The following is a 14,197-nucleotide window of genomic DNA, read 5'->3' as shown; positions in this document are numbered from 1 at the left end:
CTCATGTCATCGCGACGCCAGGACATGGGAATGGCGCCGCGGGCACGGATTCCGGCCTCGTCACCGGTCCTGCGCTGCGCGGCGCCATTGATACCCCTAAGGAAAGCATCAGAGCCGCAGTGGCTCAACCGGCGTGCTGTTCACTGATCCATTGGTACAGTCGAAGAAGATCCACTGATACCACCGGGAGGCCAACGGACCATGGCCGTGGACGGACTCGACACCCGCATCCTGCGGCTGCTGCTCGAACAGCCGCGCACCAGCGTGCGCGAGTACGCGCGCATCCTGGGCATCGCGCGGGGCACTCTCCAGGCCCGCCTAGACCGTCTGGAGCGCGACGGGGTGATCACCGGCACGGGGCCGTCCCTGTCGCCCGCCGCGCTCGGGCACCCCGTGCTGGCCTTCGTGCACATCGAGGTCACGCAGGGGCATCTGGACGAGGTGGGCGACGCGCTCGCGGCTGTGCCCGAGATCGTGGAGGCGTTCTCCATCACCGGTGGCGGCGACCTGCTGACCCGGGTGGTCGCACGCGACAACGCACACCTGGAGGACGTCATCCAGACGCTCATCAGCTTGCCCGGGGTGGTCCGCACCCGCACGGAGGTGGCACTGCGCGAACGCGTACCGCACCGGCTGCTGCCGTTGGTGGAGTCGATCGGCCGCGCGGCGGCGCACTGACGCCCGGGCGGGGCACAGGCCGCCCCTTGGCATGCTGGAGCCCATGAGCACCCTCGGCGCCACCGCTGTCGTCCTCGATCTCGACGGGACCCTCGTGGACAGCGAGCCCAACTACTTCGAGGCGGGCCGACAGCTCCTCGCCGGGCAGGGCGTCACCTACACCTGGACGGACCACGAGCGGTACGTCGGCGTCAGCACACGGGAGACGGTGGTCCACTGGCAGGAGCGCTACGGCCTCACATCCCCGCTCGACGAGCTGCTCGCGGAGAAGGACCGGCGCTATCTGGCGCTCGCCCGCGCCGCCACCCCGGTCTACCCGGAGATGCGGAAGTTCGTGGAGATGCCGGCCGGCGCGGGCGTGCCGATGGCCGTCGCCTCGGGCTCCTCGCATGAGGCCATCGAGGCGGTCCTGGCGGGCACGGGCCTGCGCGCATGGCTCGGCACGGCCGTCTCGGCCGACGAGGTCGCGCACGGCAAGCCGCCCCGGACGTCTTCCTCGAAGCCGCGCGCCGCCTCGGCACGTCGCCCGCCGACTGCGTGGTCGTGGAGGACGCGGCACCGGGAGTCGTCGCCGCTCACGCGGCCGGGATGCGGTGCATCGCGGTCCCGTACGTCGCCGCTCAGGCGGACGACCCGGCGTTCGCCACGGCGGGGTTGCTGTTGCGCGGCGGGCAGGCGGAGTTCACTGCCCGGACGGCCTACGACTGGCTGCTGGGCTCGGCGTCCTCGTAGCCTTCTTGCGACCGGGGAGGGATTCATGGGTTCCGAGGCCGTACTCGTCGCCAACCGCGGGGAGATCGCCGTCCGGGTGCTGCGCGCCGCCGCCGAACTGGGCCTGCGGACGGTCGCGGTGTACGCGGACGGCGACGACGCGCACGTCCGGTACGCCGACGAGAGCGTACCGGTCCCGGACTACCGGGACGCGGAGGCGCTGCTGACCGCCGCACGTTCGACCGGCTGCGCGTTCCTGCACCCGGGATACGGATTCCTCAGCGAGGACGCGGAGTTCGCCCGACGCTGCGCCGCCGGGCAGGTCACGTTCGTCGGCCCCTCCCCCGACGCCCTGGCCCTCTTCGGCGACAAGGCACGCGCGCGTGCCTTCGCCTCGGAGCTGGGTGTCCCCGTCCTGCCCGGAGGGGGAACGACCCTGCAGGAGGCCCGGGAGCTCCTCCGCGACGGCCCGTTGATGATCAAGGCGGTCGGCGGGGGCGGCGGGCGCGGTATGCGGGTGGTGCGGACGGCCGATGAGCTGGCCGGGGCGTGGGAGCGCTGCCGCTCCGAGGTTCGGCAGGGCTTCGGGCTCGACACGGTGTACGCCGAGCGGCTGCTGGAGGGTGCCCGGCACATCGAGGTGCAGATCCTCGGCGACGCGCACGGCGCTCTCACGCATCTGTGGGAGCGGGACTGCAGCGCCCAGCGCCGGCACCAGAAGCTCGTCGAGATCGCGCCCGCGCCCGAACTCCCGGACAGCGTACGGACCGCACTCGTGTCGACCGCCCTACGGCTGGCGCGCGCCGCGCTCTACACCGGGCTCGGCACGTTCGAATTCCTGGTGCGGGGCGAGGAGTTCCACTTCATCGAGGCCAATCCACGGCTCCAGGTGGAGCACACGGTCACCGAGGAGGTGACGGGCGTCGATCTGGTGGCCGTACAACTGCGCCTGGCGGCGGGCGAGTCGCTGGCGTCGCTTGGACTGGCGGGACCGCCCGATCCGCCGCGCGGTTTCGCCGTGCAGGCGCGGGTCAACGCCGAGGTGGCGGAGGCGGACGGCACGGTGCGCCCGTCGTCCGGACGGCTGACGCGCTTCGACGTGCCGACGGGCCCGGGGATCAGGGTCGACACGGCGGTCCGCGCGGGCGCCGAGGTCGGCGTGCGCTACGACGCACTGCTCGCCAAGGTGGTGGCACACGTTTCGTACGGCGGCTGGCAGGCCGCCTGCGCCCGGGCCCGCCGCGCGCTGGGTGAGTTCGCCATCGAGGGGGTTCGGACTTCTGTCCCGCTGCTGCGGGCGGTCCTCGCTCAACCCGGGTTCTGGGCGCACACGGGATTCGTCGAGCAGCACCTGCTGGAACTGCTGCCCGAGGAATCGGGCGTGGCGGCCGGGTCGGCGGACGGCACTTTAGGGGCACCGCTGAGCGGCACGGTGCTCTCGGTCGAGGTCGCGCCGGGTGACGCCGTGTGCTCCGGGCAGCAGGTGCTGGTGCTGGAGGCGATGAAGATGGAGCACGTCGTCCGCGCACCGGGCTCCGGGGTGGTCCGCGCAGTGCACGCGCGCGTGGGGGACACGGTGGCCGAGGGACGGGCCCTGGTGGAGCTCGACGTCACCGACGACGATCCGCACCAGGACGGCGGAGTCCCGGCGGTGGACCTGGACGCCGAGCGGCCCGATCTCGCGGAGGTGGTGCGGCGGCATGCCTTCGGCCTGGACGAGCACCGCCCGGAGGCCGTCGCCAAGCGGCACGCCTCCGGCCGGCGTACGGCGCGCGAGAACATCGAGGACCTGTGCGACGAGGGGTCGTTCACCGAGTTCGGTGCGCTCACGGTCGCGGCGCAGCGGCGCCGGCGCTCGCTGGAGGACCTGATCCGGGCGACTCCGGCGGACGGCATGGTCACCGGCACCGGGCGCGTGAACGGCGAGCCGTGCGTCGTCATGTCGTACGACTACACGGTCCTCGCGGGCACGCAAGGGCTGCAGAACCATCGCAAGACCGACCGGATGCTGCAGATCGCCGAGGAGCGGCGACTGCCGGTGGTGCTGTTCGCGGAAGGCGGCGGGGGCCGCCCCGGTGACACGGACGGAGTCTCCGTCTCGGGCCTGGAGCTGACCACGTTCCACCAGATGGGCCGTCTCAGCGGTCTCGTCCCCCTGGTCGGCATCGCCTCGGGGCGCTGTTTCGCGGGCAATGCGGCCCTCCTCGGCTGCTGCGACATGGTGATCGCCACGCCGGAGGCCACGATCGGCATGGCCGGCCCGGCGATGATCGAGGGCGGCGGGCTCGGCGTGTTCCGCCCCGAGGAGGTGGGGCCGCTGTCGGTCCAGGCACCGAACGGGGTGGTGGACGTGGCGGCCGCCGACGAGGTGGAGGCGGTCGAGGTCGCGCGCCGCTACCTGTCGTACTTCCGAGGAACGCGGACCGCCTGGGAGGCCCCGGACCAGCGACTGCTGCGGCACGCCGTTCCGGAGAACCGCAGGCGGGCCTACGAGGTGCGCACGGTGATCGACGCGCTGGCCGACACGGGGTCGGTGCTGGAGCTGCGGCGGGCCTTCGGCGCGGGTGTGGTGACGTCTCTGATGCGGATCGAGGGCCGCCCGATGGGTCTGATCGCGAACAATCCGGGACACCTGGGCGGAGCCCTCGACCGGGACGCCGCGGACAAGACGGCGCGCTTCCTCCAGCTGTGCGACGCCTTCGGGCTGCCGATCCTCTCGCTGTGCGACACGCCCGGTTTCATGGTGGGACCGGACGCAGAACGGACCGCGACGGTACGGCACTTCGCACGCATGTTCGTGACGGGCGCGAACCTGCGGGTGCCGCTGGTGAGTTTGGTGCTCAGGAAGGCGTACGGGCTGGGCGCGATGGCGATGATGGGCGGCTCCACCCGCGCGCCGCTCGCCTGCGCCGCCTGGCCCACGGGCGAGTTCGGCGGCATGGGACTGGAGGGCGCGGTCCGCCTCGGCTACCGCAGGGAGCTGGCGGCGATCCCGGACCCCGAGGAGCGGGCCCGCGCGTTCGAGGAACGGGTCGCCGAGCTGTACGAGCAGGGCAAGGCGGTCAATGCGGCGGCGGCCCTTGACATCGACGCGGTGATCGATCCGGCCGACTCACGGCGCTGGGTGCTGGCGGCCCTGGACGGTTGGGAGGGGCCCCGCGACGCGCGCGGGCGGGGGTTCGTCGACACCTGGTGAGCGGGTGTGGCGGCGGGTCCGGAGGGCTGCTGCGGCGAGGCTGCGAGCCGTCGACCCAGGACGCCGGGCACGATCCTTCCGCGCCGGGTCCTGTCGTTCATCGCCCCTGTCCGGCCCCGGTCACGACCGCCGGCGGGGCTGCCGCGCCGCGCGGCCTTGGGGCCGCCGGAGCCGCTGCGGGGACTGCGGCCGGTCGACTTCCCCGGGGCGGGCTTGCGCCGGGCCCCTGCCGCGTCGGTGCCCTGACGCTTCGGTTCGGCGGGAGGCTGGACGGAGGTGCGGCCCCGAGTGCTGTTGACCGTCCGTCCGCGCACGATCCCGATGAAGTCCTCCACCAGGTCGGTGGTCGCGTCCTCGGGCCAGGACAGGGCGACGCTCGACTGGGGCGCGTCCACGACCGGGCGGTAGGTGAGGTCGCGGCGGTGGTACAGCCGCGCCAGCGACTGGGGCACGACGAGCAGACCCACGCCCGCCGCCACGAGTTCGACGGCGTCCTCGGTGGTGGCAGGACGTTCGAAGGCGGGCTCGCCCGGCGGTCGCTCCCAGCCCAGGACGTCGTCGAGGGGGTGGAGGACGACCTCGTCGGCGAGATCGTCGCAGGACACCTCGTCGACGGCTGCCACCACGTGGTCCTTGGGGACGACGACCACCGTGGTCTCGGTGTAAAGGGGGATCGCGCTGAACACCGTGCGATCCACCGGCAGCCGTACGAGCCCCGCGTCCGCCTCGCCGCCGCCCAGCATCTCGGGCGCTTCGGCCGCCGGCACCTGAAGCAGGGTGAGCGGTACATCGGGCAGGCGCTCGTTCCAGATCCGCGCCCATTTGGCGGGCGTCGCCCCGGGGACGTACACGAGCCGGAACGAGGGGGGTGCATCCGTGCCTGTCACCCCGCCAGGTTACCGGGCGTGGTCAAAGGGCCCGAATCCGGCCGATAGTCTGGACAGCATGAAGTCGCAGCAGACCACCCAGACGATGAAGCCCGCCACCGCGGCCAAGAAGCTGGGTGTGTACCTCCCCGCCACCCCCGCCGAGTTCCAGGAGGGTGCCGTCTCCCGGGCCGAGCTGAACGAGCTCCAGGCCAACCCGCCCGAGTGGCTGCGGGAGCTGCGACGCAACGGCCCGCACCCGCGCCCGGTGGTCGCGGCGAAGCTGGGCGTCTCCATCGCCGGCCTCGCACGCGGCGGAGTCACCGAGGCGCTCACCACGGAGCAGATCAAGGCGCTGAAGAAGGACCGTCCCGAGTGGCTGGAGAAGGAGCGCGCCACCCAGGCCGAGGTCCGCAAGGAGGCCGCGCGCATCAAGAAGCGGGACGCCGAGCGCGCCGAACAGTCGGGGCGTCCGCGCCCCTGACGCCGCCGAGCACCGCGTCGGCCGTACACGCGGCAGCGGGGCCGGGCTGATGCCCGGCCCCGGATCCTCCCGCACATGGTGTCCTAGACGTTGGGCTCCGCCGCGCTGATGTCGCCGAGCGCCGACTCCGGCTGGCGCTCCACGGCCAGGTCGCCGAGGGAGATGATCCCCACCGGCTCTCCGCCCTCGACGACGGGGACACGGCGGATGTGGTGCTCGCGCATCACCTGAACCGCACGGTCCAGGTCCTCGTCGGGGGTCAGGGTGACCAGCTCTTCACTGCACGCGCGGGCCACCGTCGTCTCCTGCGGGTCGGCTCCCTCCGCGAGCGCGCGCACCACGAGGTCGCGGTCGGTGACCAGTCCACGCAGATGGTCCTCCTCGGTGACGAGGACGGCTCCGATGTCCCGATCGCGCATGATCTGCGCCACCGTCGCCAGCGAGGTCTGCGGTTCGACCTTGACGGGCTCGGCGGTCATGATGTCGCGTACATGCTGGGCCATGACGTGTCCCTTCTCCACAGGTCTCCCAGGTCTCCCCAGGGCTTCCCCGGGACGGCGGTTCCGGTCCCCGCCGCTCAGGCGCCGAGTACCCGGTGGGCGCGGTCCTGCACGGCTGCGGCGCGGTCCGCCGGGACGGGCCACCTCCGGTCAGGTGGCGCCGGAGCCCCCGCTGCCGAAGGAACCACTGGAGCCGGAGTTCCAGCGCGGGCGTTTCTGCTGCCCGCTGCGCCGGGTGCCCGAGGCCTGGACCTCGTGCGGGGTGAGACGCTCGCTCTCGTCCTGCGCACGCGGAACCTCGTTCGGCTCCCTGACCTCCCGGGACTCCATGACGGGTCCGGAGGTCGGCCGGGTCGGCTGGTCGGAGGGACGCGGCGGCGACGGTTCCCGGCGTCGCACCCTGATGCCGAGCCGGACGGCCCACACCAGGGCTCCCGCGATGAGGAGACCGCCGACGAAGGCGCCGAGCACGCCCCAGGCGGCATCGGAAGCGGCTAGTTGAAGAGAGATCGTCAGCATTTTCTCCGGGTACCCCGATGCCGGAAATGAACCCTCCGCTCGCGGGCGCCTGCGACGGCGGCGGAACCGGGGCGACGGACCGGCTTCAAGCGCGGGCCGCGCGGCGGTGGTCTCTTCCTCCTCCCGACCGGTTTTCCCGGGCAGAACCGGGGCACCCGCGATGCGCCCGCGTGCCGTCCGGCCCGTGCGCCGGGTGTGACACCGCGGGCGACGGCGCGTGGAGGAGGACGATGACAGAACTGTCGGAATACACCGGGGACCTCCGGCGGAAGGCCACCGCCTCCTCCCCTCTCGGCCGCACGGTGCTGAACTGGATGACGACGACCGACCACAAGGTGATCGGTCGTCTGTACATGGTCACCGCGTTCTGCTTCTTCCTCCTCGCCGGTCTGCTGGCGATGGCGATGCGGGCCGAGCTGGCCCGTCCCGGCCTGCAGTTCATGTCCGAGGACTTCTACAACCAGCTCTTCACGGTGCACGGCACGGTGATGATGCTGCTCTTCGCGACGCCCATATTCGCCGGATTCGCCAACGCGGTGATGCCGCTGCAGATCGGTGCCCCGGACGTGGCGTTCCCGCGCCTGAACGCCCTGTCGTACTGGATGTACCTGTTCGGCGGCCTGATGGTGGTGTCCGGGTTCCTGACGCCCTCCGGGGCCGCCTCGTTCGGCTGGTTCGCCTACGCTCCGCTGAACAGTGCTTACCGCACGCCCGGCGCCGGCGGCGATCTGTGGACGATGGGCCTGGTGGTGACGGGTGTGTCGACGACACTCGGCGCGGTCAACTTCATCGCCACGATCATGTGTCTGCGGGCCCCGGGCATGACGATGTTCCGGATGCCGATCTTCACCTGGAACGTCCTGTTCACGTCGATCCTGGTGCTGCCCGCATTCCCCGTGCTCACGGCCGCGCTGCTGGCGCTGGAGGCCGACCGCAAGTTCGGGGCACACGTCTTCGACGCGACGAACGGCGGCGCCATCCTGTGGCAGCACCTGTTCTGGTTCTTCGGGCACCCGGAGGTGTACATCGTCGCGTTGCCGTTCTTCGGGGTGATCTCGGAGATCCTCCCGGTGTTCTCGCGCAAGCCGCTGTTCGGTTATCTGCCGATGATCGGCGCGACGACCGCGATCACCATGCTCTCCGCGGTGGTGTGGGCGCACCACATGTTCACCACGGGTGCCGTGCTGCTGCCGTTCTTCTCCCTGATGTCGTTCCTGATCGCGGTCCCGACGGGGATCAAGTTCTTCGCGTGGATCGGCACGATGCACCGAGGATCGCTGTCGTTCGAGACACCGATGCTGTGGTCGCTCGGCTTCCTGGTGACGTTCCTGCTGGGTGGCCTGAGCGGTGTGCTCCTCGCGTCGCCGCCGATCGACTTCCATGTCACCGACTCGTACTTCGTCGTTGCGCACCTGCACTACGTCCTCTTCGGCACCGTGGTGTTCGCGATGTTCGCGGGCTTCTACTTCTGGTGGCCGAAGTTCACCGGGAAGATGCTGGACGAGCGCCTCGGCAAACTGCACTTCTGGCTGCTGTTCCCCGCCTTCCAGCTCACCTTCCTGGTACAGCACTGGCTGGGCACGGAGGGCATGCCCCGCCGCTACGCCGACTACCTGCCGGCCGACGGCTTCACCCTGCTGAACACACTCTCGTCCGCGGGCGCGTTCCTGCTGGGCGTCTCCACGCTGCCGTTCCTGTACAACGTCTGGCACACCGCGCGGTACGGCCAACGGGTCACCGAAGACGACCCCTGGGGTTACGGCCGCTCGCTGGAGTGGGCGACGTCCTGCCCGCCGCCGCGCCACAACTTCGTGGCCCTGCCCCGGGTGCGGTCCGACTCGCCCGCCTTCGAACTGCACCATCCCCAGGCCCTGCGGCAGTCCCTGGAGGAGGGAGCGCGATGAAGACCGAGGCCGTGCTCTTCGGCGGCGTCGCCGTGTTCTTCGCGGGCTCCGCCGTCCTCTACGGTGCCTGGTCGAGGGATCCGGCGGGTACCGCGTGCCTGGGCATCGCCTTCGGGATGGCGGCCCTGGTCGCCTTCTTCTGCGCCGTGCAGTACCGGCGCAAGGGGCGTCGCCCGCAGGACCGCAAGGACGCCGAGGTGATGGACGCGGCCGGTCCGCTGGAGTTCTTCCCGGCCGGCAGCCCGTGGCCCGTGGTCACGGCGCTCGGCTTCGCCCTCGCCGCGACCGGTGTGGTCTTCGGGCTGTGGCTGCTCCTCATCGGCCTCGGGGTGCTGGCCCGGGGTGTTCTCGGGATGGTGTTCCAGTACGCGGCTCGAGGGAGCTGAGCGGCTTCCTCGGCGCTCCCGGCCGGAAGTCGGTCACCGGCTCGTGGCCGCTCTGGTAGCCGCCCTCCACGGTCTGCCGCACCTCCCCGGTCTCCTCGCCTTCAGCCAGGCGCTTCTGCTCCGCCTCCAGCAGGGCGTGGCACAGTCGGCGGGTGAGCAGGAAGGCTGCCACGGGCGCCGCCACGAGGGCGATGCGCAGGGTCCAGGTCAGAGAGTTCAGCGAGATCTGGAAGGTGTCGGCCACGATGTCGTTGCCGCCGGCCAGTAGCAGGACGCCGTAGAAGGTGATCCCGGCGACGCCGAGCCCGGTACGCACCGGGCGTTCCCGCGGCCGGTCGCACAGGTGCTGTTCCCGGTGCCGCTCCCCCGTCAGCCGCTGCTCGGCGAACGGGTAGGCGTACAGGACGGCGAAGAGCAGCAACGGCAGGACGACCCCCGGCAGCAGCACGTTCCACATGATCGTGTGGCCGGCGACGGTCGTCTCCCAGCGCGGCATGAGCCGCAGCGATCCCTCCAGGAAGCCGACGTACCAGTCGGGCTGCGAGCCGGTCGACGCCTGGTCCGGCCGGTAGGGGCCGTAGGTCCACACCGGGTTGATCTGGGCGACTGAGCCGAGCATCGCGATGACGCCGAAGACCATGAGGGACAGGCCGATGGAGGACGCGGCGAACTGCGGGAAGAGCGGCTTGCCGATGACGTTCCGGTTGGTCGCGCGCGGGCCGCGCCACTGGGTGTGCTTCAGGTGGAAGACCAGGATCAGGTGCACGGTGACCAGGGCGAGCAGTGCTCCGGGCAGCAGCAGAACGTGCACGGGGTACAGGCGCGACACGATGTCCTCGCCGGGGTACTGGGACCCGAACACGAACATGCTGACGTAGGTCCCCACGACCGGAAGGGACAACATGATGCCCTGGGCGATGCGCAGTCCCGTGCCGGAGAGCAGGTCGTCAGGGAGCGAGTAGCCCGCGAAGCCTTCGGCCAGGGCGATCAGGAACAGCGTGACACCGATGATCCAGTTGATCTCCCGGGGCCTGCGGAAGGCGCCGGTGAAGAAGATCCTCAGCAGATGCAGGCCGATCGCGGAGACGAACACCAACGCGGCCCAGTGGTGCATCTGCCGCATGAGCAGGCCACCGCGCACCTCGAAGCTGATGTGCAGGGTCGAGTCGAACGCCTCCGACACCAGCGTCCCGCGCAGCGGCACGTAAGGCCCGTGGTAGACGACCTCGCGCATCGCCGGCTTGAAGAAGAGCGTCAGCCACACGCCGGTCACGATCAGCACGATCAGGCTGTAGAGCGCGATCTCGCCGAGGAGGAACGACCAGTGCTCGGGGAATGCCTTGCGCAGGAGTCGTCCGCCGCCGTCCAGGACGGGCAGCCGCCCGTCCGCCGCGTCGGCGAACCGCTCCCCGGGACGGCGGACCTGGGATTCCGCGGACGGGGGCGGTGGCCGGTGCTCCGCCTTCACCGTGCCTCCCCCGAGTGGTCGGCGGACCCCTCGCACCGGTCCCGGTTCACGGAAACGCCTCCTTCTCCCGCCTCTCACCGACCGTTCCATGCCCTGCGCGGCCCTCGGGCCGCCGACGGCCACCCCTGCCTTCACACGGCCCGTCCTCAGGGGAAGAGCGCGATGCCGAGGACGATCAGCAGGACGATCACGACGATGATCGCCACCATGCTCCAGGAGCCGCGGTTCTTCGCCGGCGCCTTGGCCTTCCCGCCGCGGGGCCGGTCCTCCTCCAGCGTCGGTTGGGCCGGGCGGTCACGCTTGTAGAACTCTTCTTCATCTCGGTGTTCGGTCATGACGACTCCTTCCCGATGTGCCCGTTTCCTTGTGCGCCCCTGTCCTTGTCGCGGAGCGGGTTCCCCGTCCGCGCCGCGGGATGCCGGACGCGTCAGGCGGCCAGTGCCCCCGTGCGCAGGGCGCTGTCCCCGCCGCGCCACGTCTTGAGGAGGAGCGCGCCGAGCCGGTCCTCGAGGAAGCCGGTGGCCCGGATCCCGAACACGACGTCCGCCTCCAGATCCGGCTCGCTCTCCAGCAGCCCGCCGATCACGTCATGACGTACGACCTGTTCGTGCACGGCGTCCGCCACCACGTGCTCGTCGTAGAAGCGGGCGGCCGCCTCCCCCGCGCCCGCCCGGCGCATGGCCTCGGCAAGGCGGCGGGAGCCGGGGGAAGAGGTGACCTCGACCGCCGCGAAATGGCCGGTCAGCGCGCCGCGCAGGCTGCGGTGCAGGCCGAGAAGGGACATGAGGTTGACCGTGGCGAGCATCTCCGCGGGCGCGGCCTCCACGTAGTACCCGTAGGCCGTGTTGAGCCCCAGGTCCTCCATCAGGTCGGCGAAGAGGCCCGCGTGGATCTCGTCGGCCCGTCCCGCCCCGAACTCGTCGAACTCGACGGCCACCATGGCCGCCTTGGCCCTGCCGTGCAGCCGGGGGATCACCCAGGCATGCGGGTCGGCCTCCTTGAGGTGGTACAGCGACCGCAGCGCCGCGTACTCCCTGAGGTGGCGCAGTTCGCCCTGGTTCCGCAGGAAGTGGGTGACGCTGCCGCCGTCGTCGCCGACGGGTTCGACCTGGAGTTCGTCCAGGGCCTCCTGCGCGCCGGCGTCGACGGGGACGTCGGCACGCAGAGCGTCCAGGAAACGGTCCTCGAGGGCGCGGCGGAAGGTGAGCAGGGCGGGGTCCCACTCATGGTCGTCATCGACCCCGTCGAACCCCTGGTAGTGCAGTTCGTACAGGACGTACAACGCCAGCTGGAGGTCTTCGCCGTACGGGTCGCTGTCCGCGAGGGAGGCCAGCGACAGCGGGCTGCCCCGCTCACGCAGCGCGCTGACCGCACCGTGCGACAGGGGGCCCCTGGGCAGGGGCAGCGGCGGGCTGAACTGGCGTGGCTCACGTCGGCCGGTCGTCACGCGCGCGTCTCCTTCCGTTCCCGGTCCTGGTCGTCGGAAGTCCTTCCGCACCCCGCCTTGCGGCTCCTCCGGCATCTCCCTCCGCCCGGCTTCCCGGTCACCCGGCATCTCCCTCCGCCCGGCTTCCCGGTCACCCGGCATCTCCCTCCGCCCGGCTTCCCGGTCGTCCCGCATCTCCTTCGGCCGGGTTTCCCGGTCGTCCGTCGGTTTCCCGCGGCGGCGATGGCTGGTGTCGCACCACGGATAGGTGCGGCTGCGCCGGCAGGTGCAGATCGCCACCACGAACCGCCCGCTGACGACGGTGTCGCCGTCGGGGCCGGTGACCTCCACGGGGCCTTCGACCAGCAGCGGGCCGTCGCGATCGGCCCGGATGCGGACCACGCGTTCACTCTCGTACGGCACGGACCACCACCAGCTCTTCCACCATGTCGTCGGCGGGCAGACCCCGCTGCCGCAACCAGGCCAGCCGGGACCGCAGCACCCGGCCGAACGGAATGGGGACGCAATCCGTGACCCGGGCGCTGAGCCCCGCCGAGGTGAGTCGGTCCAGGGTCTCGTCCACCCCGGACAGCGCGGAGTGCACCATGAGGAGCACTCCGTGGGGGCGCAGGTGCCCGGGCGCGGCATCACAGATGCGGTCCAGAAGCAGCCGCCCGTCCCAGCCGGCGTCCCAGGCGCGGGCGGAGCCCCGGGGGCTTCCGGCAACGGGTGAGGGCACGTACGGCGGATTGCTGACCACCAGGTCGAAGCGGCGTCCGGGCACGGCCGCCGTGAGGTCGCCGCGGCGCACGCTGATGTGCTGCCCGCTGAGCAGCGCGTTCACCCGGGTCGCCAGCACCGCCCGCCAGGAGATGTCGATGGCGGTGACACGCGCGCCGAGCCGTGCGGCCTCCAGGGCCAGGGCGCCGCTGCCGGTGCCCAGGTCGAGGACGTCCGCCCCGGGGCTGATCTCTTCCCGACGCAGCGCACGCGTCAGCAGCCAGGTGTCCTCCTGCGGCTCGTAGACACCCGGCGGGGTCCACGCGGGGGCGGGAAGGGGCGGACAGGGGGTTTCGACGGTCATCGGCTCCTCCGGTCGACTACGCAGGCGCTATCCGCACCAGCCGCGGCGCACCGCGGCTGGTGCGGATCTTTGCCTGCGCACCCCGAGTCCCCCACTGCACGTAGTCGACACGTGCCCTTCTCACCCCGGGCGCCCCAAAGCCGGGGCGAAGCTCACCCGAGGAAGCTCAACCGCACCTGGCGCTGGGCGTTGTCCCGGTTCGTGTCCACCAACCTCCGCAAAGACAACCGTCAGCATAGGCGAGCACTTGCCCAGCAAGCGAGCCACTGACCACCCGGGCCGGCGAGAGACGGCCCACGGCTTCTTCGCTGGGGACGAAGAGATCGCGGGGAAAATCACCCAGACAGGGGAGTACCAGGTCAGGGGCCTGATTCAGTCAGCGGATCAGGCCCCTGACGGGCTTCTGGAGATCGTTTGGGGAAATCCGGCAGAAGATCTTGGTCGGGGTCTCCCAGCGGGCAACAACCGCACCCACGCTGATCATCGCGTCACCGCATCCCTCTCATGTGCGCGCTCGTGAACGGGGTGCCACGCGCCCCAGTCCGTACCGCCCGTCCGTCTCGGAAAACTGAACCTTCCCCTTGATCATGGACACCTGGAGACTGGGACATGAGGTTCCAGAGGAGACCTCCGCCGTGAGATAGGCCAGTTGGGGCTGCGGCAGAGCATGGGCCGCACCGGCTCGTGCTTCGACGCCGCCGCCGAGTCGTTCTTCGCACTGAAGGAGGAGATCGGAACCCGCCGCTGGCCCGACCGGGCCAGTGCCCGCGCGGAGATCTTCGCCTTCATCGAGACCTTCTATAACCGCAAGCGTCTGCGCAGGCATCCGGTCTGGGGTTACCTCACCCCGTTGGAGACCCGACAGCGAGACGAGCAAGGACGCGCCCTCGCAGCGTAAGCATCGAGTGTCCAAGATGACGGGGAAGCTTCAAACGGACTGAACACCAGAAGATTGCCTTAGTGGGCGGTTCGTAA

At 71.0% G+C, this 14,197-nt stretch carries 12 protein-coding genes and 3 pseudogenes; 7 read left to right on the top strand and 8 right to left on the bottom strand.

Annotation, left to right across the window (positions count from 1 at the left end; genetic code table 11):
* Window positions 1–201: 201 nt before the first annotated feature.
* The 3 genes and pseudogenes from N8I84_RS35655 to N8I84_RS35645 all read left to right on the top strand — a co-directional run bounded on the left by N8I84_RS35655 (window position 202) and on the right by N8I84_RS35645 (window position 4,585).
* A complete protein-coding gene (locus N8I84_RS35655) occupies window positions 202–678 on the top strand; it encodes an Lrp/AsnC family transcriptional regulator (RefSeq protein ID WP_263233579.1) in 477 nt (158 codons plus the stop codon).
* A 43-nt stretch (window positions 679–721) separates the two neighbouring features.
* Window positions 722–1,410, top strand: a pseudogene (locus N8I84_RS35650) (HAD family hydrolase).
* Window positions 1,411–1,435: 25 nt separating this feature from the next.
* On the top strand, window positions 1,436–4,585 hold the full coding sequence (locus N8I84_RS35645; RefSeq protein ID WP_263233578.1) for an acetyl-CoA carboxylase family protein: 3,150 nt from the start codon (window positions 1,436–1,438) through the stop codon (window positions 4,583–4,585).
* Window positions 4,586–4,671: 86 nt separating this feature from the next.
* Here the strand turns inward: N8I84_RS35645 and N8I84_RS35640 are convergent.
* Window positions 4,672–5,472: pseudogene (locus N8I84_RS35640) on the bottom strand (LysR substrate-binding domain-containing protein); the annotation flags it as partial.
* Window positions 5,473–5,530: 58 nt separating this feature from the next.
* On the opposite strand from N8I84_RS35640, the gene N8I84_RS35635 reads away from it, so the two are divergent.
* Window positions 5,531–5,935 (top strand): DUF5997 family protein, encoded by a 405-nt coding sequence (locus tag N8I84_RS35635; protein WP_263233577.1) that lies wholly within the window; start codon window positions 5,531–5,533, stop codon window positions 5,933–5,935.
* An 83-nt stretch (window positions 5,936–6,018) separates the two neighbouring features.
* On the opposite strand, the gene N8I84_RS35630 is transcribed toward N8I84_RS35635, so the two are convergent.
* Both N8I84_RS35630 and N8I84_RS35625 read right to left on the bottom strand, forming a co-directional pair.
* Entirely contained in the window at window positions 6,019–6,438 is a 420-nt protein-coding gene (locus N8I84_RS35630) for a CBS domain-containing protein (RefSeq protein ID WP_263233576.1), read from the bottom strand.
* Window positions 6,439–6,585: 147 nt separating this feature from the next.
* Window positions 6,586–6,954 (bottom strand): DUF6479 family protein, encoded by a 369-nt coding sequence (locus tag N8I84_RS35625; RefSeq protein WP_263233575.1) that lies wholly within the window; start codon window positions 6,952–6,954, stop codon window positions 6,586–6,588.
* 230 nt (window positions 6,955–7,184) lie between these two features.
* Between N8I84_RS35625 and ctaD the strand changes: the two genes are divergently transcribed.
* Together ctaD and ctaF are read left to right on the top strand one after the other, a co-directional pair.
* A complete protein-coding gene (gene ctaD / locus N8I84_RS35620) occupies window positions 7,185–8,858 on the top strand; it encodes an aa3-type cytochrome oxidase subunit I (protein ID WP_263233574.1) in 1,674 nt (557 codons plus the stop codon).
* Window positions 8,855–9,244, top strand: a complete 390-nt coding sequence (gene ctaF, locus N8I84_RS35615) for a cytochrome c oxidase subunit 4 (RefSeq protein ID WP_263233573.1) — start codon at window positions 8,855–8,857, stop codon at window positions 9,242–9,244. Before ctaD ends, ctaF begins: the two co-directional genes overlap by 4 nt.
* On the opposite strand, the gene qcrB is transcribed toward ctaF, so the two are convergent.
* The 5 genes and pseudogenes from qcrB to N8I84_RS35590 all read right to left on the bottom strand — a co-directional run bounded on the left by qcrB (window position 9,174) and on the right by N8I84_RS35590 (window position 13,222).
* Window positions 9,174–10,712 carry a cytochrome bc1 complex cytochrome b subunit gene (gene qcrB, locus N8I84_RS35610; RefSeq protein ID WP_390898983.1) on the bottom strand — a complete coding sequence of 513 codons (1,539 nt, stop codon included), beginning with the start codon at window positions 10,710–10,712 and terminating at the stop codon, window positions 9,174–9,176. The genes ctaF and qcrB overlap by 71 nt on opposite strands.
* 146 nt (window positions 10,713–10,858) lie before the next feature.
* The gene (locus N8I84_RS35605) at window positions 10,859–11,047 is read right to left on the bottom strand and encodes a hypothetical protein (RefSeq protein ID WP_263233572.1); all 189 of its coding nucleotides are present in this window, start codon (window positions 11,045–11,047) and stop codon (window positions 10,859–10,861) included.
* Window positions 11,048–11,139: 92 nt separating this feature from the next.
* Window positions 11,140–12,159 (bottom strand): iron-containing redox enzyme family protein, encoded by a 1,020-nt coding sequence (locus tag N8I84_RS35600; RefSeq protein ID WP_263234990.1) that lies wholly within the window; start codon window positions 12,157–12,159, stop codon window positions 11,140–11,142.
* Between the two features lie 231 nt (window positions 12,160–12,390).
* Window positions 12,391–12,540: pseudogene (locus N8I84_RS35595) on the bottom strand (CDGSH iron-sulfur domain-containing protein); the annotation flags it as partial.
* 4 nt (window positions 12,541–12,544) lie between these two features.
* Entirely contained in the window at window positions 12,545–13,222 is a 678-nt protein-coding gene (locus N8I84_RS35590) for a HemK2/MTQ2 family protein methyltransferase (RefSeq protein WP_263233571.1), read from the bottom strand.
* A 649-nt stretch (window positions 13,223–13,871) separates the two neighbouring features.
* Between N8I84_RS35590 and N8I84_RS35585 the strand changes: the two genes are divergently transcribed.
* Window positions 13,872–14,120, top strand: a complete 249-nt coding sequence (locus N8I84_RS35585) for an IS3 family transposase (protein ID WP_263233570.1) — start codon at window positions 13,872–13,874, stop codon at window positions 14,118–14,120.
* Window positions 14,121–14,197 lie beyond the last annotated feature (77 nt).

Origin of the sequence: Streptomyces cynarae (assembly GCF_025642135.1) — a bacterium.
Taxonomy (GTDB): domain Bacteria; phylum Actinomycetota; class Actinomycetes; order Streptomycetales; family Streptomycetaceae; genus Streptomyces; species Streptomyces cynarae.
This window is presented reverse-complemented; position numbering and strand designations above follow the sequence as displayed.

What these genes read in the sequence shown, in the direction of transcription:
- N8I84_RS35635 (WP_263233577.1), top strand. Translation starts at nt 5,531, where the DNA reads ATGAAGTCGCAGCAGACCACCCAGACGATGAAGCCCGCCACCGCGGCC.
- N8I84_RS35625 (WP_263233575.1), bottom strand. Translation starts at nt 6,954, where the DNA reads ATGCTGACGATCTCTCTTCAACTAGCCGCTTCCGATGCCGCCTGGGGC.
- N8I84_RS35590 (WP_263233571.1), bottom strand. Translation starts at nt 13,222, where the DNA reads ATGACCGTCGAAACCCCCTGTCCGCCCCTTCCCGCCCCCGCGTGGACC.
- N8I84_RS35645 (WP_263233578.1), top strand. Translation starts at nt 1,436, where the DNA reads ATGGGTTCCGAGGCCGTACTCGTCGCCAACCGCGGGGAGATCGCCGTC.
- ctaD (WP_263233574.1), top strand. Translation starts at nt 7,185, where the DNA reads ATGACAGAACTGTCGGAATACACCGGGGACCTCCGGCGGAAGGCCACC.
- N8I84_RS35605 (WP_263233572.1), bottom strand. Translation starts at nt 11,047, where the DNA reads ATGACCGAACACCGAGATGAAGAAGAGTTCTACAAGCGTGACCGCCCG.
- N8I84_RS35655 (WP_263233579.1), top strand. Translation starts at nt 202, where the DNA reads ATGGCCGTGGACGGACTCGACACCCGCATCCTGCGGCTGCTGCTCGAA.
- ctaF (WP_263233573.1), top strand. Translation starts at nt 8,855, where the DNA reads ATGAAGACCGAGGCCGTGCTCTTCGGCGGCGTCGCCGTGTTCTTCGCG.
- N8I84_RS35630 (WP_263233576.1), bottom strand. Translation starts at nt 6,438, where the DNA reads ATGGCCCAGCATGTACGCGACATCATGACCGCCGAGCCCGTCAAGGTC.